The organism is Marinobacter sp. F3R11 (assembly GCF_003318275.1).
Classification (GTDB): Bacteria; Pseudomonadota; Gammaproteobacteria; order Pseudomonadales; family Oleiphilaceae; genus Marinobacter.
The window spans coordinates 557,398-580,991 of sequence record NZ_QOCH01000015.1 but is presented as its reverse complement, the minus strand read 5'-3'; the positions used below and the strand labels follow the sequence as shown (position 1 = coordinate 580,991).

At 54.3% G+C, this 23,594-nt stretch carries 18 protein-coding genes; 14 read left to right on the top strand and 4 right to left on the bottom strand.

Features of this window, described 5'->3' with window-relative positions; translation table 11 throughout:
• Positions 1-24 precede the first annotated feature (24 nt).
• Complete coding sequence (hemN, locus tag DS878_RS11055; RefSeq protein ID WP_113816010.1) at positions 25-1,443, top strand: oxygen-independent coproporphyrinogen III oxidase; 1,419 nt, start codon at positions 25-27, stop codon at positions 1,441-1,443.
• Between the two features lie 55 nt (positions 1,444-1,498).
• On the opposite strand, the gene DS878_RS11050 is transcribed toward hemN, so the two are convergent.
• On the bottom strand, positions 1,499-3,526 hold the full coding sequence (locus DS878_RS11050) for a methyl-accepting chemotaxis protein (protein ID WP_261977778.1): 2,028 nt from the start codon (positions 3,524-3,526) through the stop codon (positions 1,499-1,501).
• Positions 3,527-3,753: 227 nt separating this feature from the next.
• Here DS878_RS11050 and DS878_RS11045 point away from each other — a divergent pair, with 227 nt between their 5' ends.
• From DS878_RS11045 to DS878_RS11035, 3 genes are all read left to right on the top strand, one after another.
• Positions 3,754-4,749, top strand: a complete 996-nt coding sequence (locus DS878_RS11045) for a peptidase U32 family protein (RefSeq protein WP_113816009.1) — start codon at positions 3,754-3,756, stop codon at positions 4,747-4,749.
• Between the two features lie 13 nt (positions 4,750-4,762).
• Positions 4,763-5,656 carry a U32 family peptidase gene (locus DS878_RS11040; protein ID WP_113816008.1) on the top strand — a complete coding sequence of 298 codons (894 nt, stop codon included), beginning with the start codon at positions 4,763-4,765 and terminating at the stop codon, positions 5,654-5,656.
• Positions 5,657-5,755: 99 nt separating this feature from the next.
• Positions 5,756-7,087, top strand: a complete 1,332-nt coding sequence (locus DS878_RS11035; protein WP_113816007.1) for a ferric reductase-like transmembrane domain-containing protein — start codon at positions 5,756-5,758, stop codon at positions 7,085-7,087.
• 58 nt (positions 7,088-7,145) lie between these two features.
• On the opposite strand, the gene DS878_RS11030 is transcribed toward DS878_RS11035, so the two are convergent.
• The 3 genes from DS878_RS11030 to DS878_RS11020 all read right to left on the bottom strand — a co-directional run bounded on the left by DS878_RS11030 (position 7,146) and on the right by DS878_RS11020 (position 10,287).
• Positions 7,146-7,634, bottom strand: coding sequence for an SCP2 domain-containing protein (locus tag DS878_RS11030; RefSeq protein WP_113816006.1), 489 nt, complete (start codon positions 7,632-7,634; stop codon positions 7,146-7,148).
• 70 nt (positions 7,635-7,704) lie between these two features.
• Positions 7,705-8,364, bottom strand: coding sequence for a two-component system response regulator NarL (gene narL / locus DS878_RS11025; RefSeq protein ID WP_113816005.1), 660 nt, complete (start codon positions 8,362-8,364; stop codon positions 7,705-7,707).
• A gap of 63 nt (positions 8,365-8,427) precedes the next feature.
• Positions 8,428-10,287, bottom strand: a complete 1,860-nt coding sequence (locus DS878_RS11020; protein WP_113816004.1) for a histidine kinase — start codon at positions 10,285-10,287, stop codon at positions 8,428-8,430.
• A 154-nt stretch (positions 10,288-10,441) separates the two neighbouring features.
• On the opposite strand from DS878_RS11020, the gene DS878_RS11015 reads away from it, so the two are divergent.
• The 10 genes from DS878_RS11015 to nosR all read left to right on the top strand — a co-directional run bounded on the left by DS878_RS11015 (position 10,442) and on the right by nosR (position 23,579).
• A complete protein-coding gene (locus tag DS878_RS11015; RefSeq protein WP_113816003.1) occupies positions 10,442-11,734 on the top strand; it encodes an MFS transporter in 1,293 nt (430 codons plus the stop codon).
• A 106-nt stretch (positions 11,735-11,840) separates the two neighbouring features.
• Positions 11,841-15,584, top strand: coding sequence for a nitrate reductase subunit alpha (locus DS878_RS11010; protein WP_113816667.1), 3,744 nt, complete (start codon positions 11,841-11,843; stop codon positions 15,582-15,584).
• Positions 15,581-17,152 (top strand): nitrate reductase subunit beta, encoded by a 1,572-nt coding sequence (narH, locus tag DS878_RS11005; RefSeq protein WP_113816002.1) that lies wholly within the window; start codon positions 15,581-15,583, stop codon positions 17,150-17,152. The genes DS878_RS11010 and narH overlap by 4 nt, the downstream gene beginning before the upstream one ends.
• A 10-nt stretch (positions 17,153-17,162) precedes the next feature.
• Positions 17,163-17,915, top strand: coding sequence for a nitrate reductase molybdenum cofactor assembly chaperone (narJ, locus tag DS878_RS11000; protein WP_113816001.1), 753 nt, complete (start codon positions 17,163-17,165; stop codon positions 17,913-17,915).
• Positions 17,916-17,938: 23 nt separating this feature from the next.
• The gene (gene narI, locus DS878_RS10995) at positions 17,939-18,616 is read left to right on the top strand and encodes a respiratory nitrate reductase subunit gamma (protein ID WP_113816666.1); all 678 of its coding nucleotides are present in this window, start codon (positions 17,939-17,941) and stop codon (positions 18,614-18,616) included.
• Between the two features lie 63 nt (positions 18,617-18,679).
• Positions 18,680-19,486 carry a peptidylprolyl isomerase gene (locus DS878_RS10990; RefSeq protein ID WP_113816000.1) on the top strand — a complete coding sequence of 269 codons (807 nt, stop codon included), beginning with the start codon at positions 18,680-18,682 and terminating at the stop codon, positions 19,484-19,486.
• Between the two features lie 152 nt (positions 19,487-19,638).
• A complete protein-coding gene (locus tag DS878_RS10985) occupies positions 19,639-20,415 on the top strand; it encodes a Crp/Fnr family transcriptional regulator (protein ID WP_410003472.1) in 777 nt (258 codons plus the stop codon).
• A gap of 60 nt (positions 20,416-20,475) precedes the next feature.
• Entirely contained in the window at positions 20,476-20,862 is a 387-nt protein-coding gene (locus DS878_RS10980) for a putative zinc-binding protein (protein WP_113815998.1), read from the top strand.
• Positions 20,863-20,899: 37 nt separating this feature from the next.
• Positions 20,900-21,301 (top strand): ribonucleotide reductase subunit alpha, encoded by a 402-nt coding sequence (locus tag DS878_RS10975; protein ID WP_113815997.1) that lies wholly within the window; start codon positions 20,900-20,902, stop codon positions 21,299-21,301.
• A gap of 145 nt (positions 21,302-21,446) precedes the next feature.
• Positions 21,447-23,579 carry a transcriptional regulator NosR gene (gene nosR, locus DS878_RS10970; protein WP_410003478.1) on the top strand — a complete coding sequence of 711 codons (2,133 nt, stop codon included), beginning with the start codon at positions 21,447-21,449 and terminating at the stop codon, positions 23,577-23,579.
• The last annotated feature ends 15 nt before the right edge of the window (positions 23,580-23,594 follow it).

Genomic DNA, 23,594 nt, shown 5'->3' with positions numbered 1-23,594 from the left:
TCACACGTTCAGAGTTTTTTTATTATGGCTTCCAACTCCACACTGCAGACAGATGAATCCACTCTTCCGGAGTTCATCTGGGATGACGCGTTGATCAAACGCTATGACCTCAGCGGACCGCGTTATACCTCTTATCCGACTGCGGTGGAGTTTAACCAGAATTACCCGGTGACGGAGATGGTGGATGCAGCTGCGCGCAGCAAGGCCAGTGGCCGCCCGCTTTCGCTGTATACCCACCTGCCGTTCTGCGCGCATCTTTGTTACTACTGCGCCTGTAACAAGGTGATTACCAAAAAGCGCGACAAGGCCATGCCCTATGTGGAGAGGCTATTGAAAGAAGCGGCCATGCAGTCGAAGCTGTTTGGCGCGGACCGGCCGGTAAAACAGTTGCACTGGGGCGGAGGTACGCCGACCTTCCTGCCTAAAGATGTCATGCAGCACCTGATGGAAGGCTACGCCGAGCTGTTCAATCTGCAAAGCGGTGATGAGCATGATTACAGTGTGGAGATTGATCCGCGAGAAGTGGATCAGGATACGCTGCCCACACTCTGGCAGCTTGGTTTCAACCGGATCAGCCTGGGGGTGCAGGATGTGAACCCGGAGGTTCAGAAGGCCGTTAACCGTATACAGCCACGGGAAATGACCGAGACAGTGCTGAACGAAGCCCGGCACCTGGGGTTCCGTTCCATTAACCTTGATCTGATCTATGGCCTGCCACACCAGACACCGGAGAGCTTTGCCGAGACTCTGGAAGCGGTGATTGAAATGTCTCCGGACAGGCTGTCCGTATTCAGCTATGCGCACCTGCCAGACCGCTTTTATCCGCAAACCCGGATCAAGAGCGATACTCTTCCATCGCCACAGCAAAAACTGACGATTCTGCATAACACCATCAACAGGTTGCTTGAAGCCGGTTACGAATACATTGGTATGGATCACTTTGCCAAACCGGACGACAGCCTTGCTGTGGCTCAGCGGGCAGGGCGATTACACAGGAACTTCCAGGGCTACACCACTCATTCGGACTGCGATCTGGTATCTCTTGGCGTTTCTGCCATAGGCCAGACCGACGATGCCTATTTCCAGAACAATCACGACCTGCCCGCCTGGGAAGCTTCTATCGACGCAGGTCAGCTGGCGATTACCAAAGGTGTAAACCTGAGCCGGGATGACCGAATCCGTCGCTGGGTTATTGGTCAGCTGATTTGCCAGTTCCGGCTGGATCGGAAGCAATTCTCGGCGGAGTGGCAGGAAGACTTTGACCATTATTTCGCAGACGAACTGGCGCGGCTCCGGCCGATGATGGCCGATGAACTGATCGGCGATGATGGCCGGGTACTGCAGGTGGAGCCTGCTGGCCGGTTGCTGATCCGTGCTATCTGCCAGATCTTCGACTTCTACCGCAAAGAAGGCGCCAGCCAGCGGTTCTCACGCATCATCTGATGTTTTCTTTCTCCGGGGAGCACCTGCGTGAGCCCCGGAGCCAGCAACCCTGGGTTCAGGTTGCTGACAATTTGAATCCGTTAGCCAGATCCTGCAGTTGTCTCGCGAGTTGGGCCTGCTCCCCGGTAACCTGAGAGATTTCCTGGGATCCTGTCAGTGTCAGCAAGGCTAAGCCACTGACATCTTCCATATTGTTTGCCAGGTCCCGGGTTAATGTAACCTGCTGTTCGGATGCCGAGGCAATTCTGGATGCCATTTCGGATATACTGTGGACGTCTCCCAGAATGGCAGAGAAGGTCTGTTCGAGCTCGGATGATTGCTCGCTGGCCTGATTTGCCAGTTCGTGGCTGGCAATGATGGAGCGGCTGGCATTTTCAGTGATCACCTGAAAGTCATTGATGATTTCTTCGATCTTGGTGGTGGACTCATGGGTCTGTCGAGCCAGGGTACGAACCTCGTCTGCAACGACCGCAAACCCACGACCATGTTCTCCTGCACGTGCGGCTTCAATGGCAGCGTTCAGGGCCAGCAGGTTGGTCTGGTCAGCGACTGTGCGGATCACATCCATAACTTCCACGATACTGCTGCTGCGCTTCTCCAGTTCTTCAATTACGTCGTTCACGTTTTTTACCGAGCTGGCCAGCGAGCGTATGCGCTGAACGCTTCCATGCAGAACTTCTTCGCCAGCTTTGCTTTGCTCCATTACATTTCTGGCCGCATCTGCAACTTGCTGTGTATTTGAGGAAATCTGCTCAGATGTAGCCGTCATTTCTTCAGTAGATCTTCTTACCTGTGCTATCTGTTCTTGCTGGTTCTTGGCCTGAGCAGCGTTATGGTCTGCAGTGGAGCTGGTTTCTTCCGTGGCAGTTGCAAGCTGGACACTGGCCTTGTCGATTTGCTGCAGGGCATCGCAAAAGCGGCCAAACAGTTCGTTGAGCGCCCGTCCGATAGTCCCGACCTCGTCCTTACTCGAGATATGGATTTGTTGCGTAAGATCTTTGTTATCCATGGCAAAGCGGACACTATCGAGCAAGCTATTAATCTGCCGGTTGATGGCGCTGACCATGAGCAGCATAAGAGCTATGGCTACGATGATAGCCGTGGCTGCGATCGTGGATGCGACTATCAGGCCATGACGGGCTTCAGCGACGCTATTCAGGACGGACGCCGAAGCAATATCAATCAGTGTTTTTCGCAGGCTGTTCAGCCTGGCCAGCCGCTCGGTAGTGATATCAAACCACTCCGCCGCATTCAGTGCATACAGGCCAGATGGGCTACGGAATAAGGTATCGCGCTGTTTTTGCAGGCTTTGACTCTCGGGTGCGTCCGGCAGGCTTTCAAGTACAGCAAGCAGATCAGATTCTTCGGTGAGCATAGCACCAGCTTCATGGATGAATGCTTCCTGACGGCCCCCGAAGGAAGCAATTTTCTGGGCGGCGGGAAGGTCAAAGCTTCCTCGGTTGATCAGAGCTGCGCCGGCGGCGCTTTCACGACCTGCGGCTTCGGTTGCCTCGGCCAATGCGTAGTAGGCATTGAGATCACGGGTCAGTTGTGAATCGGTTGCGCTGGAGATAACCAGAGGAATCCGGTTGATCAGCCCCGTTACCAGTTGTGTGTACCGGATCTCCGCTTCAAGGCTGTTAATCGAACGTTTATCTGCATCGTTGCGCAGTTCATCCAGAGTGTTCAGTTCTGTCTGTACCGTCTCAATACTGTTCATGATGGCAGGGCTGAATTTAAACGTTTCGTTCAGGCTGGATATCTGAGACCGGTAATCGGCGAGTCTCGTATCAGTCTGGTTGCGTTGATCTGTCAATGCCTGCTCTGCCCGTTGGGCGGCTTCACGATCGACGCCACGTGAAAGTACGACTGCAGATCGCCCCCGCTCCAGTTGCAGCGCCTCAATCAGAGGGTCCCCCGTATCAGCAAGCTGAACCAGTGATTGCAATCGGCGCATGTCGTCGAGTTCTGCTGAATTGAGCGTAATGCTTTCAATGGCAAAGTAGATGATGACAAGCAGGGCCGGCGCCACAAGCGTGATGAGCTTTCCACGCATGGAAAGATTGTTGATGACGTTTTTCATCCGGAGGTCTCTTATTATTAGTTGAAGACATTGCGAGAAAGTGTAGCAGTTTGAGACAGAGAGATTTGTGGGCTCCCTGAGATGGTGGGTGTTTTTCTGTATCGGTTTGTCATCAAGTGTTGTCTGCATATTTTATGCAATACAGCTCATCGTTCCGCTGACAAAGGTCAATGTCTGGTGCATGGGTCAGGAGTATGGTTTCCCGAACTTTCGTGTGGAGATAGCCCATGGAACTTGTTTGCCCGGCCGGTAGTCTTCCGGCCTTGAAAGTGGCGGTTGATAAGGGTGCCGATGCCGTATATCTGGGGTTTAAAGACAGCACTAACGCCCGTCAGTTTGCTGGCCTCAACTTTAACGACAAGCGTGCAGCTGAGGGCATTGAATACGCCCACAAAAAAGGCGCCCGGGTATTCTGCGCCATCAACACCTACCCGCAGCCGGATGGCTGGAACGCCTGGAAATCCGCTGTTGACCGCGCAGCCGCTCTGGGTGTGGATGCAATTATTCTGGCAGACATGGGTCTGTTGGAATACGCGGCCAGCAAGTACCCGCAGGTTAACCGGCATCTTTCGGTTCAGGGCTCTGCGACCAGTTACGAAGCCCTGAATTTTTACAAAGACAACTTTGACATTCGTCGTGCTGTATTACCCCGGGTATTGTCCATTGACCAGGTGCGCGGTGTTGCAAAACACAGCCCGGTAGAGCTGGAGGTGTTCGCCTTTGGCAGCTTGTGCATCATGGCGGAAGGGCGTTGTTATCTCTCTTCTTATCTGACCGACGAATCTCCCAATACCCGTGGTGCCTGCTCACCCGCTAAAGCTGTGCGCTGGCAGGAAACGCCTCACGGTCTGGAATCCCGCCTTAACGATGTGCTTATCGATCGATACGGTAAGGGTGAATCTGCCGGCTACCCCACTCTGTGTAAAGGCCGTTTTGAGGTAGAGGGTAGTGTGTATCACGCTATTGAAGAGCCGGTCAGCCTGAACACTCTCGATCTGCTGCCGGAACTGAAAGAACTGGGTATCAGCGCGGTGAAGATTGAGGGTCGGCAACGTAGTCCCGCCTATATTGCGGATGTTGCCCATACCTGGCGTCAGGCGCTGGACCGGTTGGATGCCAACTCCAGTGACTTCCGTGTTGAACCGGTCTGGAACAGCACACTGGCCGGTTTGTCCGAGGGTGGCCTGACTACCATCGGCGCTTATCACCGCAAATGGAAATGAGGCTGAACAACCCATGATGAAACTCTCGCTGGGCCCGATTCTCTGGTTCTGGTCCAAACAAACTGTTTTTGATTTTTATGCCAAGGCAGCGGAATGGCCGGTTGATACAGTGTATCTGGGCGAAACAGTATGTTCCCGGCGGCGTGAGCTGAAGCTGGCGGACTGGCTGGAAATTGCTGGCGTGTTAAAAGATGCCGGCAAGCAAGTGGTGCTCTCAACACAGACATTGATTGAGTCCGAGGCGGATTTACGGTTGCTGCGCAGAATATGCAGCCAGCAGGAGTACCTGATAGAAGCCAATGATCAGAGCGCTTTGCAACTGGCCACTCAGAACAACCTGCCGTTTGTGACTGGCCCTTCCATGAACATATACAACAGCGCAACTTTGAAGCTGCTTGCAAAACAAGGGCTAAAGGGCTGGAGCCTGCCGGTCGAGCTGGGCCGTGAAACCCTTCGCCAATTGATTGATGAACTGGAAGCCGAGGGGCTGGATTTACCTGCTGAAGTGTTTGCCTGGGGGTTTCTGCCCCTGGCCTGGTCGTCCCGGTGTTTTACAGCCCGGCACTACAACCTTCCGAAAGATAACTGCGAATTCCGTTGTCTGCAGCACCCCGACGGCCTGGAGCTGCGCTCCCGGGAGTCCCGGGAACTGTTCCGGCTGAACGGTACCTCCACACTCTCTGGCGCTCGTTATGACCTGATGCGACAAATGCCGGATATGGCGCAAATGGGGGTGGCCACTGTGCGCCTGAGCCCGGAGCATAAGGGTATGGATGAAGTGGTTCGTCGTTTCGATCAGACCCGCCGTGGTGAAGCTCCGGAGGTTAACCCTCTGCAGCTCGTTGAGGCGCCCCCCTGTGATGGCTACTGGTATGGCAGGCCAGGTATGGACCGGGTGCAAGTGTAAAACCTGTGTAAGTTGCTGGCCTGTTTGATGAAAATCAAAATTTCCTAACCGTGCTGAGAGTACCTTGCTGATCAACAAAGACTCGTTCAAGGATGTCTCATGACTCGCATTTCAATGTTTTTCTGGGGTTTGATTGGGCTGGTTACGGGGAGCTGGCTGCTTTCAGACAGCCTGTGGGTCAGCCCGTTTGCGTATTTTCCGTTTCGCCATGTGTTTGTGCAGTATTCAGGGCTGCTAGCGGTATTCATGATGTCTGCGGCTCTGGTGTTAGCGTTGCGGTTACGAACTCTGGAGCGCTGGCTGGGTGGTCTCGACAAGATGTATCGCCTGCACAAGTGGCTGGGGATTGGCGCATTGGTAATGGCAACCCTGCACTGGTGGTGGGCGCAGGGCACTAAATGGATGGTGGGCTGGGGTTGGCTGGACAAGCCGGTTCGCCAGGGTGCAAAGCAAGAGCTTGCCGGCCTTGAGGCCTGGTTTCGAGGCCAACGGGGACTGGCGGAAACTCTGGGCGAATGGGCATTTTACATTGCGGCGTTACTGATCATTCTCGCTTTGGTTAGAGCCGTCCCTTATCACCTGTTCCGAAAAACTCACAAACTGCTCGCTATTGTGTTTCTGCCTCTGGCATGGCACAGCCTCATATTGATGGAATTCCGGTACTGGACTGGTCCGATTGGCTGGTTGACCTTGATTGTGACAGTGGCTGGTTCGGTGGCAGCTGTGCTGTTATTGATGGGCTGGCCGGCCCGGGCGCGTAGGGTAACCGGAGAAATTGTATCGATTATCCATTATCCGGAGCTAAGGGTGTTCGAGTGTTCAGTAAGGGTTGGGGAAGGCTGGCAGGGTCATAAGGCAGGCCAGTTTGCTTTTGTCACATCCAATGAGTCTGAAGGCGCCCACCCTTACACCATCGCTTCCGGCTGGGATCCCGGGTCACGGAGCCTGAAGTTCGTGGTCAAGGAGCTGGGGGATCATACCCGCCGGGTTAGCAGGTCTCTGCATGAAGGCATGAAGGTGGCGTTGGAAGGACCCTACGGTGGCTTTGACTTCGAGGATGACTGTCGTACCCAGATATGGGTGGGTGGCGGTATTGGCATCACACCGTTCATTGCCCGCATGAATGTTCTGGCCCGGAAGCCGGATGGGCGCAATGTGTATCTGTTTCATGCAACGCCGGATATTAGCGAGCGTGCGCTGAACAAGCTCCGGGCCGACGCCGAATCAGCGGGCGTGAACCTGGTTGTTCGTTGCAGCAAAACCGATGGCAGACTGACGCCACAAGATATCCGGGATGCCGTGCCTGACTGGTCCCAGTCCAGTCTGTGGTTTTGTGGTCCAGTGGCGATGGCTAATAGCTTGTTCAGTCAGTTCCGGAAGTGGGGTGTTCCGAACAGGCGGCTGCATCGGGAGTTTTTCGATATGCGATAAATGCTGTCGCTAAACCATCGCACAGGGCTGCATGATGTATAGGCGCAAGGCTTCAGTATCAAGGCAGCTCTGGTAGTTTGAGGCCCCACTCAAGGCTATCCAGCAGGTTTTTCAGTGCAAGCCCCAGCTCGGTATCCCCTTCAATTACCAAGCGGCGTTGGAAGAATAGCTGGTCAGGGTCCTGTTGGCGTTTAGCCAGGGTTTTGAATGCAGAGAGGGAACCTCGAATGGTAGCTTCCCCCGGACCTTCCAGTACCCGGAGCCGGCCTGCCCAAAGACCGAAGGTAATCCCCGGTTGACCACCGTTTAATTCCAGACGGATACGGCGCCCTTCAAAGTCGTCAAATTCGCCATCTGCAATGGCGGCTGCAAAGATCCGGTTCAGGGGCTCCTCAGCCAGGAGTTGTTTTACGGGCATGGGGATAGCGCGGTCTATAGTGCCAAGCAAAGGCGAAGGTGATGGCAGATATTCAGTAAGCAGCGCCAGAGTGTCGCTGACCAGGGGACTATTGCGTAGTGGGAGAGTAGCAAACAATGGAAAGGTCATAACCAACTCCGGGCAGTGAATTCAGTCTGCCCAGAGTAACCAAAACCTGCGCTGCTTGATTTGATATAGCTCAGCCCTTGTGCAGGCCTTCTTCCACTGCCCACACAGCAACCTCGACCCGCGAGCGCAGGCTGAGTTTTTTCAGCAGGTGTTTTACATGAACTTTTACTGTGCCATCACTGATATCCAGCTTGCGGCCGATCATCTTGTTGGAGAGACCTTCTGCAATCAGTCGCAGAATGTCTTTTTCCCTTGGTGTCAGGCTGTCAAAGTCAGGTCGTGACGTTTGCTGCGGTTTGTTGGAGCGCAAAGCCTCTGCCAGTAGTGTGGTCAGCCTGTCACTGATAACCATTTTACCCAACGCAGCCTGGTGGAGTTGGGTGATCATGTCTTCCGGTTCCATGTCCTTCAGCAGGTAACCATCGGCACCGGCACGCAGAGCAGCTACGACATCGTCCTCCTGGTCAGAAACGGTAAACATTACAATACGGGAGCTTACGTTCAGATCCCGCAGCTTCTTGAGTGCGTCAATGCCACTGACTTCCGGCATGTTGAGATCCATCAGGATAAGGTCAGGTTCAAGCTCGGTTGCCAGACGAATCCCGTCCGCGGCATTACTGGCTTCGCCAGCCACCACCATGTCATGCTCCATTTCGACAAGTTGCTTTATGCCTTGGCGCAATAATGGGTGATCGTCGATCAGCAATATACTTGCAGGTGTTTCAGACATGGTGCTTTGCTTCCTCTCTCAATTGCCATCGCGACATAATGGGGCTGCCGTTTGATTTTATAATCAGGTGTCCGAGGTTTCGGTCGGTATCAGATGCCGGCTTTTGGGTACGAATGTCAGGCCGACCTCAACGCCGCCCTGGTCATGATTTTGTACGGTAACCTGTCCGCCCAGTGTGAGGGCGCGATCCTGCATGATAATCAGGCCGTAGTGATTCAGCGGCTGACCATCTTCAGGTAAACCTTTGCCATTATCCCGTATTTTTACCTTTACCTGGGGGGATTCAAAAACTACTTCCACAAAGATTTCCGTAGCATCGGCATGCTTGACTGCGTTTGCAAGACTCTCACGCACAATTTGCAGGGTATGAATTTCCTCGTTGGGAGACAGTGTCTGGGGCGGCAGATTGAATTTCAGATTTACGGGCTTTCCCAGCCGCCCGGAAAACTCCTCAATGGTCTTTCGCAGAGCAGTGGCCAGGTCCGGCGTATCCAGTTTCAGACGGAAGGTGGCGAGCAGCTCTCTGAGCTGGCGGTAGGCGCTGTTCAGCCCCGTACTCAGCTCGTCCAGTATGGCTTCGTGGGCGTTTTTCTGTTCACCGTCGATATTCAGCCGGCGCAGCCGGGCTACCTGCATTTTCAGATAGGACAGTGACTGGGCCAGTGAATCATGTAGCTCCCGGGCGATGACTGTGCGCTCTTCGGCCAGCGTGAGTTGTTGCTCCTCGGTAATCTGCCGTTCAAGGAAAATAGCCGTGGCTAACTGGTCGCTCAGGGTTTCAAGAAGGCGGCGGGCAGTATCCGAAAGACCTTTCTCAGCGGGGTACCATACCTCCAGAGTACCCAGCAGAGTGCCCGGCGTACGGATAGGCAATAACAATCTGCGCCCATCATGATCTTCGATGGGCAGCTCATCATAGACTTCCTGGGTGGCCAGGCAGGCATTGCAGTGGTGGTCGCGGCAATAGAAGGGGCGTTCAACAGAAGACGTTGTAACCGCCTGAACCGGCTCTGTGGATTCCTTGTCGTGTAAATAAAGCCGGATCGGGCCTATGCCCAGCAGCTGCTCGAGTTCTTGCAGCATGGGAACTGCACCACTACACAGGTCATGAGTGGCGAACAGGTTACGGCTGGCAGCGTGAAGCAGCTGGAGCGCTGAATGGCTTTTTTTCAGCTCTTCGGTTTTACTGCGAACGCGCTCCTCAAGCTCGTAGTAAGTTAGCGCAAGCTCACTGCTCATCTGGTCAAAAGCGCTGCCAAGTTGCGCCAGCTCATCGCTTCCCTTCAGGTTTGCTTTCCGGGTGAAGTCCTGCTCACCCACTGCAGTTGCAATGCTTACGAGCTTGCGCAGGGGTTTAAGTACCCGGTCTCTGAGATCAACGAACAGAGCAATGATAATCAGGATGGAAAACACCATACTGATGATCTGAATAAGGTGCAGCAGGTCAATCCGTGCTTCGGTTCGCTGTTCAAGCATACCGACAAGCTTGTTTACAGAGCCCACATAGTGTTCGGTCGCTGCCAGCATATCCACGCTGATCGGCATTCCCTGGGTGTGATTTTGCAGAGCCGGACGCAGGGTCTGTTCCCAGTAGGTTGTGATATACCGGTACTGTTTTGCAAGCGGGTGATCTTCAGTGATCGGGATCGCCCGGGTAATGTTGTTGTCTTTGAGGCTGAACTCGTACTGAGAGGCAAGGTCCGCAATATTGTGTCCGCTGGTACTGCTCACCCCGGGGCCGGCTACATGGGACAGTAACCGGAATGCGCCCATGCGCAAAGCTCCCGCCAGATTGATAGCTGTGGCGTTACCTTCAATGCTTTTTGAAACCGCAAGTGTTGTAGCCATGCTGACAATGGAGGTCAGTACAACAGCGCTTACAACGATAGCAATCCGGTTAACAAGAGGGCTTCTGGATTTCATCGAATCTCGTCTTTGCAGTCGCCGGGCTTTGATACCTCCTTGAGGATAGTCAATTACCCCAAAGGTTATTCTCCCATCATAGTCTTTGACCTGCTTCAGGGCAAAAGCTGAAACTGAAATGCAGCTTTGAAATTGTTCAAAAGGGCGTCAATAGATGGGATCAGATGCGGACTTTGAGGATGAGCGGCTGGTATCACTGGCTGTAATTTTGCCGCTTGCGGTAACCGGATTTGTTATCGCGGCTGGTTGTTGGACGTTGTTCGCTGTTGTAGGTATACACCTTCGGGCAGAGTTAAACCTGAGTAACCTGCAGTTCGGGTTGCTGCTTGCCATGCCTATGGCAGTCAGTGCCTTGTTAGCGGTGCCGGCCGGGCTTGCGGCCAGTAAATTCGGCGCCCGCCGTATCATGCTCGTATGCCTTGCGGGGCTTGCAGTCTGCATGGTGATTTTATTGATAACAGATACTTTTTCTGGCTATCTTCTGGCAGCCGGAGGTCTGGGCCTGGCCGGCGGATTTTATAGTGCCGGTTTGCAGTTTGTAACCAGTAACTGCAAACGCAGCCGGCTTGGCCTGGTGCTTGGGATATTTGGCGCAGGTGTTACCGGAGCGGGGTTTACCTATTACCTGGTACCCCTGTTCCATCAAGCTTTTTCCTGGCAGGGAGTTCCACTTGCTTACCTGATCGTCCTGCTGCTTGTCATTGCGCTTCTTTTACTGCTCACCGCGCCGGAAGATACAGCGACAGACTCGGAATCCCAAACCTCTGTAACCGAACTGCTCGGGTGTCTCTGGCAGGGGAGGATCTGGCGACTGGTGGCTTATTTCGGAGTGGTTGCAGGGAGCTTTTTTGCACTGGCGTTGTGGCTTCCGGATTACTTGTCTTCCCAGTTTGTGCTGCAGGTGGACTCTGGCGCCAGGCTCGCGCAATGGTTCGTTATCCCTGGTGCACTGGCACAGATTATGGGAGGAGGCTTGTCTGATTACTATGACAGCCCCAAAGTGGTCGGGCGCTCACTCGTGATTGGCCTGCTGGCGTTGCTGGTGCTGTCTTATCCGCCCATGACACTGTTTATAAGCGGAGTGGATGCAACCATCACCTTTGAATTCGCTTTGCCTGTGTATGCTGAAAGTGTGTTTATAGTTGTGCTGGGGCTGGCTCTTGGGTGTGCTATGGGCAGTTTGCAGCGAATGGCCATTATTGAAAGTCGCCAGAATGTGGCTTTTGTTGCCGGGCTGCTGCTCGTGAGTGCCTGTTCAGTGGCTTTCCTGTTGCCCATTGTATTCGGGGCGGCCAATCACTGGCTGGGTGTCCGCAGTGCCGTGTTCATGATCCTGTTTTTTCTGCTTTGTATCTGTCAGCTTGTGTTTTCTTTTTTCTGCCGCCGTGATGAACGCCGGAACCTCCTCTATCCCCTTGATATAAGCGGTCTACCACCTCGGTGGTAGACCGTGGTTTTGTGGTAGTAACCATGCAGATTTCAGGGTTGTTCTCCCACACAATGGTCTCAAATCGGAAAACGATCCGGTAGACGGGTAGATGGAGAGTGAGACCATGAGTCATTTGATCGACAAGCTGAGTTACTTCAGCAAAAAGCGCGAATCCTTCGCAAACGGCCACGGCGAAACCCACGATGTAAATCGCGACTGGGAAGACAGCTACCGTCAGCGCTGGCAGCATGACAAGATTGTGCGCTCCACCCACGGCGTAAACTGCACCGGTTCCTGTAGCTGGAAAATCTACGTCAAGAATGGTCTGGTCACCTGGGAAACCCAGCAGACTGATTATCCCCGTACCCGTCCGGACCTGCCTAACCACGAACCCCGGGGCTGCCCGCGTGGTGCCAGTTACTCCTGGTATATGTACAGCGCCAACCGTCTGAAATACCCGTTGATGCGCAAGCATCTGATGAAGCTTTGGCGCGCTGCCCGTATGCAGTTCAACGATCCGGTTGAAGCCTGGGCCTCCATCGTGGAAGACCCGAAGAAAACCGCCGAGTATAAACCCCGCCGAGGTATGGGGGGCTTTGTGCGTTCTGACTGGAATGAAGTCAACGAGCTGATCGGTGCTGCGAACGTTTACACCGCAAAAAAACACGGTCCGGACCGCATCATCGGATTCTCTCCGATCCCTGCCATGTCTATGGTGTCATATGCTGCCGGCAGTCGTTATCTGTCGCTGATTGGCGGCGTATGCCTGAGCTTCTACGACTGGTACTGCGATTTGCCGCCAGCCTCTCCACAAACCTGGGGTGAGCAGACAGACGTTCCTGAATCCGCAGACTGGTACAACTCAGGCTACATCATTGCCTGGGGCTCCAACGTACCTCAGACCCGTACTCCGGACGCCCACTTCTTCACCGAAGTTCGCTACAAGGGCACCAAAACCGTTGCCATCACTCCGGACTATGCTGAAGTTTCCAAGCTTTCAGACGAGTGGCTGAACCCCAAGCAGGGAACTGACGCGGCTCTGGGCATGGCCATGGGGCATGTCATCCTGAAAGAGTTCCACGTCGATAACCCCAGTGAGTATTTCACCGACTACGTGCGCCGTTACACCGACATGCCGTATCTGGTGAAGCTGGACAAAATGGAAGATGGCCGTTACGTCCCTGGCCGGTTCCTGCGTGCCAGCGATCTGGTGGGTGGCCTGGGTGAAGAAAATAACCCCGAGTGGAAAACCATTGCCATTGATGAAAATACCAACCAGCTGACCGCGCCTAACGGTTCTATCGGTTACCGCTGGGGTGAGAAGGGCAAGTGGAACCTGAAGCAGACTGCGAAAACTGGTTATGTAAACCTGCAACTGTCGATGGTGGAAAAACATGACGAAGTTGTCGATGTTGCCTTCCCGTATTTTGGAGGCGTCAAGCACGACCATTTCGAATCGGTTGAAATCAGCGATACCCTCACCCACAAGCTGGGCAGCCGCAAAGTAGAGCTGGCTGATGGTGGCGAAGCTCTGGTAGTAACCGTGTACGACCTGATGGTGGCCAACTACGGCATCAGCCGTGGTCTGGGTGACGATGACGGAGCTACTGCTTATGACCAGGTAAAACCCTACACCCCGGCGTGGCAGGAAAAAATTACTGGCGTACCCGCCGAAAAAGTCATCCGTATTGCCCGTGAATTCGGTGAGAACGCCCACAAGACCAAGGGCCGTTCCATGATCATTGTGGGTGCCGGTATGAACCACTGGTACCACATGGATATGAATTACCGTGCGCTGATCAATATGCTGATCATGTGTGGCTGTATCGGCCAGAGCGGTGGTGGCTGGTCCCACTACGTTGGCCAGGAAAAACTGCGCCCTCAGACCGGCTGGCAGCCGCTGGCATTTGGTCTGGACTGGCAGCGCCCGCCGCGCCAGATGAACGGTTCATCCTTCTTCTACGCGCACTCTGGCCAGTGGCGCTACGAGAAACTTGGTGTCGATGAAATTCTGTCCCCTCTGGCAGATAAATCCAGATTCGGTGGCAGCCTGATCGACTATAACGTGCGCGCCGAGCGCATGGGCTGGTTGCCATCTGCACCGCAGCTTAACCGCAACCCGCTGGGCATTGCTGCCGAAGCAGAAAAAGCCGGCATGGAGGTTCCTGCGTACGTGACCCGGTCCATGAAGGATGGCTCACTGGCATTTGCCTCGGAAGATCCGGAAGCTCCGGAGAACCACCCGCGCAACATGTTTATCTGGCGCTCTAACCTGCTGGGCTCTTCCGGTAAAGGCCATGAGTACATGCTGAAGTATTTGCTGGGCACCACCAGTGGTGTGCAGGGAAAAGACCTGGGTCACGATGGAGGTCTCAAACCGCAGGAAGTGAAATGGCACGATGAAGCGCCGGAAGGCAAGCTGGACCTGCTGGTTACGCTTGATTTCCGTATGTCCACGACCTGTCTGTACTCGGATATCGTTCTGCCGACCGCGACCTGGTATGAGAAGAACGACCTGAATACCTCAGACATGCACCCGTTCATTCACCCGCTGACGGCCGCCACCGATCCTGCGTGGGAAGCCCGCAGTGACTGGGATATCTACAAAGGTATCGCCAAGTCCTTCTCCAAGGCGGCGGAAGGCCACCTGGGTGTCGAGAAAGACGTGGTCACCCTGCCACTGATGCACGATGCGCCCGCCGAACTGGGCCAGCCGTTTGACGTGAAAGACTGGAAGCGTGGTGAGTGTGACCTGATTCCCGGGAAAACTGCGCCAAGCTTCATTACCGTAGAACGGGATTACCCGAACACCTACGCTCGCTTTACCTCACTGGGGCCTCTGCTGGATACGCTGGGCAATGGTGGCAAGGGTATTAACTGGAATACCGAGAAGGAAGTGAGCTTCCTGAAGAACCTGAACTATACCCATCTTGAAGGTGCTAACGCGGGCCGACCGAAGATTGAAAGCGCTATTGATGCGGCTGAAGTAATACTGACCCTGGCACCTGAAACCAACGGCCAGGTTGCCGTTAAGGCATGGGCTGCACTGTCTGAGTTCACCGGGCTGGATCACTCCCACCTGGCGCTGAATAAGGAAGACGAAAAAATACGTTTCCGGGACATAGTGGCGCAGCCGCGCAAGATCATCTCCAGCCCGACATGGTCTGGCCTGGAAGATGAACATGTGTCCTATAACGCCGGCTACACCAACGTACACGAGCTGATTCCCTGGCGCACACTGACCGGCCGGCAGCAGTTCTATCTTGATCACGAGTGGATGCGTGCCTTTGGCGAAAGCCTGCTGGTGTATCGCCCGCCCATTAACACCAAGGCGGCTGCACCGCTGCTGAATGCCAAGCCGAATGGCAACCCGGAAAAAGCGCTGAACTTCCTGACACCGCACCAGAAGTGGGGTATCCACAGCACCTACAGCGACAACCTGCTGATGCTGACCCTGTCTCGTGGCGGCCCCATTGTATGGCTGAGTGAAGACGATGCCCGCGATGTGGGTGTGGAAGACAACGACTGGGTCGAAGTCTTCAACGCCAACGGTGCTCTGGCCGCGCGTGCGGTGGTCAGCCAGCGGGTTATGCCTGGCATGATGATGATGTACCACGCCCAGGAACGGATTGTGAACATCCCCGGCTCGGAAGTAACCGGCAGCCGTGGAGGCATTCATAACTCGGTCACCAGGGTATGCCCCAAGCCCACTCATATGATTGGTGGTTATGCGCAGTTCTCCTACGGCTTCAATTACTACGGCACCGTAGGTTCCAACCGCGACGAGTTTGTTGTGGTGCGCAAAATGAAGAACGTTGACTGGCTTGATGGCGAAGGCAACGACACTGTTCAGGAGGCTGTAAAATGAAAATCCGTTCCCAAGTAGGCATGGTGCTGAACCTGGACAAGTGCATTGGCTGCCATACCTGTTCAGTGACATGTAAAAACGTGTGGACCAGCCGTGAAGGCATGGAGTACGCCTGGTTCAATAACGTCGAAACCAAACCCGGTATTGGCTACCCGAAAGAGTGGGAAAACCAGGACAAGTGGAAGGGTGGCTGGATGCGGGAAGCAAACGGCAAAATCCGCCCTCGCATCGGTGGCCGCTTCCGGGTTCTGGCGAACATTTTCGCTAACCCGGACCTGCCTGAAATTGACGACTACTACGAACCGTTCGATTTTGATTATCAGCACCTGCACACCGCAGGTGACAGCAAGCATCAGCCGGTTGCACGGCCACGCTCGCTGATCTCAGGCAAGCGTATGCAGAAAATCGAATGGGGACCGAACTGGGAAGAAATTCTGGGCACCGAGTTTGCCAAGCGCCGGAAGGACAAGAACTTCGACCAGATTCAGGCCGATATATACGGCCAGTTTGAAAGCACGTTCATGATGTATCTGCCTCGCCTCTGCGAGCACTGCCTGAATCCTGCATGTGTAGCAAGCTGCCCGAGCGGAGCCATCTACAAGCGTGAAGAAGACGGCATCGTACTGATCGACCAGGACAAGTGTCGCGGCTGGCGGATGTGTGTATCCGGCTGCCCCTACAAGAAGATCTACTTCAACTGGAAAACCGGAAAGTCCGAGAAGTGCATTTTCTGCTACCCGCGTATTGAAGCCGGTATGCCGACGGTCTGTTCAGAAACCTGTGTCGGCCGGATTCGCTATCTGGGTGTGCTGCTATACGACGCTGACCGCATTGAAGAAGTGGCCAGCACTCCGGGTGAGCACGAACTGTACGAAAAGCAGCTGGAAATCTTCCTGGACCCGAACGACCCGAAAGTGATCGAACAGGCAACGAAAGACGGCGTGCCTATGAACGTTATCCAGGCGGCACAGCGCAGCCCGGTCTACAAAATGGCGGTGGACTGGAAACTGGCTCTGCCTTTACACCCGGAATACCGCACCTTGCCAATGGTCTGGTACGTTCCGCCTCTTAGCCCCATCCAGTCTGCTGCAGAAGCGGGCAAGGTGCAGTTCGACGGTGTTCTGCCCAAGATCGAAAGCCTGCGCATTCCTGTGAAGTATCTGGCCAACCTGCTTACCGCAGGGGACGAGAAGCCCATCGTTCGTGCGCTCAAGCGCATTATGGCGATGCGACTGTACAAACGTGCAGAAACCGTTGAGGGCGTTGAAGACCTGCGGGCACTGGAAGAAGCCGGCCTTACCAAGGCCCAGGCGGATGAAATGTACCGCTATCTGGCCATTGCCAACTACGAGGACCGCTTTGTTATCCCTACCAGCCATCGTGAACTGGCGAAGGAAGCCTTCCCTGATGTGCTTGGTGAACGCGGCGGTTGTGGATTCAGTTTCGGCAACGGCTGCAGTGGCGGTGACAGCGAGTTCAGCATGTTTGGCGGTCGTAAAAATACCTCCACCATGGTGCAGAAGCTGACAACCGTAAAGCAGATCGATCCGAAACAGTTGCAGGAATAAGGAGGCCGCTATGAGGTTATTAAAAGTACTGGCAAGAATTCTGGAGTATCCCACAGCAGAGCTCCAGGCCTCCAAAGACGCCCTGATTGCCGTTGTTCTGGAGGACAGCCGGCTGCCACGGAAAAATAAAGAGCAGTTGCTCCAGTGTATCGACCGTTTGTGCGACACCGATCTGCTGGATCTTGAAGAGGCCTACACAGGCACTTTCGACAAAGGCCGTGCAACCTCGCTGTTGTTGTTTGAGCACGTGCATGGTGAATCACGGGATCGCGGCCAGGCCATGGTAGATCTGATGGAGCAGTACCGCGCCAACGGGCTGGAAATCGATGCGAAAGAATTGCCCGATTACCTGCCGTTGTTCCTTGAATACCTGTCGACCCGGCCCTGGAAAGAAATACAGAACTGGCTTGAAGATATCCACCACATTCTCGGGCTTCTGGGTGAACGCTTGTACCAGCGTGAGAGTTTTTACCATGTGGCAATGGACTCACTGCTGGAGCTGTCCGGCCGAACCACAGACCGTCAGGAGCTGGCACAGATCGTAGCCTCGGAAGAGCGTGATGATACGCCTGAAGCTCTGGATAAGGTCTGGGAAGAAGAAATGGTGAAGTTCGTGGACGATCAGGGCAGCTCTTGCAGCACCGGAGGCGTTGTAGGGCAACGCCGTCGAGAGCTGGAACAGACCCAGACCATCCATCTCAGTGATCATCTGATGACAGATGTAACGCCCGCTCAGGCGCGTGCCGCCGTGAGAGACGCCTGAGGGCGCAGGAGGAGACCAAAATGATGTCTTATCTTAATACACTGATTTTCGGGATTTATCCGTACATCGCTCTGGTGGTGCTGTTTGTTGGCACCTGGGCAAGATACGACCATGGGCAGTTTACCTGGAGGGCCCAGTCCAGCCAGATACTACGCAAGAAAAACATGGTCATGGCAAGCGTGCTGTTTCATGTGGGTATTCTGGTGATCTTCTTTGGCCATCTGGTTGGCTTGCTGACGCCGCACTTTATGTACGCGCCTTTCATGAGCGCGGGCACCAAACAGGTGATGGCGATTGTTGTGGGTGGTATTGCCGGGGTGATGTGTCTGGCAGGCGGCCTCATGCTGGCCTATCGCCGGCTGACAGATCCAAGGGTTCAGGCCAGCAGCACCTTTGCTGACAACATGATTATCGTTGTTCTGGTGGTTCAGGTGGCACTGGGCCTACTGACTATTCTGCCAACACTGGGCCACCTGGATGGCGGCACTATGATGCGGCTGGCAAGCTGGGCACAAAGCATCTTCACCTTTCAGGGCGGAGCCGCTGATTACATGGTAGGCGTTCACTGGATCTACAAGCTCCATATGTTTCTGGGTCTGACAATCTTCGTACTCTTCCCCTTCACCCGCCTTGTGCACATGCTGAGTGTGCCTCTGGAATACTTCGGCCGGAAGTATCAGGTCGTGCGTAAGAGGGCGTAACAGAAAAACTGCCCCCTTCCACGAAGGGCAAGGGGGCAATGAAGACATATACGGAGACTGACCATGCAACTGATTCCCACCGGTGAAGCCGAAAAACCCAGAAACCAGTTCCCACCGGTTTATGTGGGTGAAACCCTGATATCTGAAGAGGATATCGCCCGGGAAATGCAACACCACCCGGCTGAAGAAGTTGTTGAAGCCTGGCACGCTGCGGCCAAAAGTCTGGTTATCCGTGAGCTGTTGTTGCAACAAGCCGGAAGGCTGAAACTGCCGGAAGAACTGGATGAGGAAACCACTATTGCCCGGGTGCTTGAGCTGGAGCTTGATGTGCCAGAACCCAGTGAGGAGGACTGCGAACGCTTTTACGCCTCGAATCCTGGTCGTTTCCGTAGCCCGACACTGATGGCTGTCAGTCACATTTTGCTTGCTGCTGCGCCGGATGATGTGCAGGAACGTATGCGCCAGGAGGAGGTAGGCAGGCAGCTGTTGCTTTCCCTGCTTGAAGGTCGTGCGCAGTTTGCTTCTCTCGCCAGGCAATACTCTGCATGTGAATCCCGCCATCAGGGCGGCAGCCTTGGCCAGATCAGCAAGGGACAAACAGTTGAAGAATTTGAACGCCCGGTTCTCAGGCTCAAAGAAGGCCTTAACCCGGAACTGATTGAGAGTCGTTACGGCTGGCACCTTGTGCGTGTGGATCAGAGAATTGATGGTGAGCAGCTGCCCTATGAGCATGTGAAGCCGAAAATCCGCCAATATCTGAGTGAGAGCGTAACCCGGCGGGCATTCCGGCAGTATTTGCAGGTTCTGGCCACTGAGGCGGGCGTCAGTGGAATTGATCTTGAACTCCCGGATTCACCGTTGATGCAGTAAGGCATCAACCTTGGTGCATTAGCTGTACTGTAAGTAGTTAGTAAAGCTAATTGTTGCGTTAAGTCAAATTCATGGGAGTAACAGCGATTCTACCCCCATGGAGGGAGGGCTTTTTCGGGTTTGATCTCCTATTATTTAAAGCATTATTTAGAATGCATGATTATAAGAGGGATATGACAATGGTGGCGATGCAATCTGCAGAAACCCGATACGCCAAGCCGGTTCTGGTCGCAGTCAATACACTGACAGAAGATGAGAGCGGGCTGGAGCCACTGCGCAATCATTCCCTGTTCAACGCTCTCAGTGCTGTGGATCTGCAAAACCTTATTTTGCAGTCACGCCGCCTTCGCCTGGGGCATCATCAGCTGCTTTACCGGCAGGATATGCCTGCTCATCACTTCTTCTTTGTCATATCCGGCCGTTTGCGGCTGTACAGGCTGGACTCATCCGGCGTGGACCGGACGCTCGACAGTATCGCTCCCGGCGACTGTTTTGCGGAGGTCATGATTTATGCCGACCCGGCCCGCTATGCCTGCTATGCAGAAGCACTGAAATCCAGTGAAGTCCTGATGATCCCGGTTAAAGCCTATCAGGAACTGCTGGATAGTAACCCGGAATACGCTCACGCGGCGCTCCGGCACTATGCCATGCGCGCTGTGTCCCGGTTTCATGACCTTGAGATCATGACCGTTCAGAACGCCCGCGATCGCCTGATTCGCTATCTGATTGATTTGCTGCCTAATGGCGCAGCAGAAGGTGGAGAAGTTGAGTTGCCTCTGCCGAAGTGTCTGGTTGCCTCCAGGCTGGCGATGCAGCCAGAAACCTTCTCCCGGATTCTGGCAGATCTCAAATCCAACGGGCTGATTCGTGTTAACCGGAGCAAATTGTTCATCTCCGATCCCAAACGATTGATAGATATCAGCCAGTAGATCAGCTGGCAGTTGGCTCAATCGGCAATCAGGCCTGCGGGCTCTGTAAAAGGAGGGTGTGTGAAAGCAAGAAAACAACGGCCCCTGATCTATTCCTGTTCCGGCTGTTCCGACGTGGCGCAGCTTGCGAACAATGCAGCGGTAAAACTGGATCACGCCGGTGAATTTGAAATGTCCTGCATTTCCGGTGTTGGCGGCAAGGTGCCTTCTCTGGTGAATACTGCACGTTCCGGACGGCCTATTACCGTCATTGATGGCTGTCCTCTGCACTGCGCCCGAACATGCCTCGAAAATATCGGCGTAGTGGCTGATGAACATGTGCGTTTATACGAGTTCGGTTTCAGGAAGCATTATGGCCAGAGTTATGGTGAAGAAGCCGTAGAAGAAGTCTGCGAAGAGGTTCTCCGACGCAGAGACGCCCAACTACTGATTGTCCGCCAGGCGTAATCAACGCTTGCCAGCTATTTCTGAGGATGTTGCGTTCATGATTAGCAGTTACAACGATTTGATCAAGGCAACTGAAAATGAGCATCAGCCCCAGCGCCTGCTGTTCGTTTTCTGTCGGGCAGAACTGCCAGAGGAAGCCTCCGCAGAAGAAATAGCTGCGTTCGAAAGAGGTGAGGGCGGAGCGCTTACTCCGGTTATCTGTGTTGATAAAACCCCGCAGGAAGCTCCCGAGTTTTCCACGCTGACAGAAGAATCCCGAAGCACTGGTCAGGCATGGGATGTTGTATTTGTCGCCGCAATGTCAGGCCGGGGAGGCACGCCTCCATCATCGGATGAAGCCCAACAACCGATGACCATGATGGTGGAGTCCATCCGTCTTGGGCACGTCAGTAATTATCTTCCTCTGGACAAAAGCGGAAACGCAGTAAGCCTGGGCTGATTCAACCCGCCTCTCTGGCTTTCTGGCAGGAAGATATATCCATATAGAGGTATTTGATTTACATCTGAACTCCCCGGGTTGTCCTATCCGGAGTTTGGTGATTCGCCGCTTCTGTCGAGGTTTTGCTTTGAACGTTTTTTTCCGCATTGCGCTCTGTTTTTGTGCCTTTCTCTTGTCCATTGCCCCGTCGGTTCAGGCAGAACCGGTGAGTCAGTATGAGCCGGTCGCCGGGCGTCAGATCATCCAGAAAGCATTTCCAGACGTTACGCGATTTGAATTCAGGGAAGGTCATCGGGCCATTCAGAAGCTGTATGCAGGCGATGAACTGAAAGGCTACGCTTATCAGTCTCTGGATTTCGTGCAGACCCCTGCCTATTCCGGTAAACCGCTGAACGCCATGGTGGTTCTCGATACGGAAGGCACCATTCGCTTTGCCAAAGTCATTCAGCATCATGAACCCATACTGCTGGTGGGTATTCCTGAAAGCAAGCTTCACGACTTTACTGACCAGTACGCAGGCCTGAAGGCCGATCAGCGAGTCACAGTGGGCGGAACGTCCTCTGATCGCAAGGTGGCTGTCGACGGCCTGTCGGGAGCAACAGTGACCGTGATGGTGGTTAACGAAGTGATTATGCGCACAGCTCACCGTGTAGGTGTTGAGCTGGGCCTGGTCGCCGGTAGTGGCACCAAACGCCCCCCTAAAGCAGAAATTATTGCAGACGGCTTTCAGTCGCGCACCTGGGAAGATCTGATGGGCGATGGCTCAATTCGCCGCATGCTGCTCACCAGAGGCCAGGTTGATGATTCATTCAAGGGCACGGAAGCTGAGTGGATAGAAGCCGCTGAGCCCGACGAGCGTGATGAGGCGCTCATTGACCTTTATGTGGCTTTTCTTGATGCACCCGCTATTGGTCGTAACCTTCTTGGTGAGAAACAGTACGAGTGGCTTGCTTCTGAACTGCTGGAAGGGGAGCAGGCCATTGCCGTTATGGCCAACGGCGAGTATTCCTTCAAAGGTTCTGGCTATGTGCGCGGTGGTATTTTCGACCGGATCCAGATCCGTCAGTACGGGGATACCTTCAACTTTCGTGATCTTGATTTTTACCGGCTCAGCGATGTCTACGCCCAAGGCATGCCCGAGTTCAGGGAAATGGCCATTTTCATTATCCGGCAGCAGCACAACTTTGACCCGGGTACACCCTGGACTCTTGAGCTGACCGTGAAACGCCAGACCGGCCCCCTGGACAGTGAGTTCCAGGTATTTCCTCTGGAGTATCAGCTCCCGGATCAGTATTACACTCGGGCCGAGCCGGTAGTTACCGAAGAAGAGTGGCTTGAAGAGCAGCCTCTGTGGGTGCAGGTGTGGTATCAGCGCCAGTTTCAGGTCATCGTTCTGGGTGCGGGTATTCTGGTGCTCCTGCTGATTCTGTTCTTCCAGGACTGGCTGGTAAAGAAACCCGGAATGACACGCTGGATCCGCCACGCATTCCTGACTTACACACTGTTCTTTATCGGCTGGTTTGCGCTGGGTCAGCTATCCATTGTTAACGTTCTGGCTTTTGTGCATAGCCTGGTGAGCGGTTTCACCTGGGAAACCTTCCTGATCGATCCGATTGTGTTTGTACTCTGGGCCGCCGTGGCGGGCATCGTGCTGCTCTGGGGACGGGCTGTTTATTGCGGCTGGCTCTGCCCTTTTGGTGCTCTGCAGGAACTCATCAACGAGATCGCGCGCAAGTTCAAAGTGCCTCAGTACACCGTGCCATGGGCCATACATGAGCGCCTGTGGGCTGTGAAATACATTGTCCTGCTGGTGCTTTTCGGCGTGTCGCTGGACTCACTGGCAACTGCAGAAAAGATGGCGGAGATTGAACCATTCAAAACCGCGATAACCCTGCACTTTGACCGTAGCTGGCCCTTTGTAACTTACGCAGCCCTGCTGCTGTTCGTGAATCTTTTCACCCGTAAAGTGTTCTGCCGTTATATGTGCCCGCTGGGAGCTGCGCTTGCGCTACCCACAAAACTGCGTGTTTTCGACTGGTTAAAGCGCCGCAAGGAGTGTGGCAACCCATGCCGGCTGTGCGACAGAGAATGTGAAGTCCAGGCCATTCACCCTGACGGCACCATCAACTATCAGGAATGCCATTACTGTCTTGATTGCCAGATGACTTACTTCGATGACCGTAAATGTCCTCCGCTGATCGTCAAGCGCCGGGGCAAGCGTCGTGGTCATAACGCACCGGGCCATCCGGAGGAGATTCCGGTGGTCCAGATAACCTAGCTGTACAAAATCAAA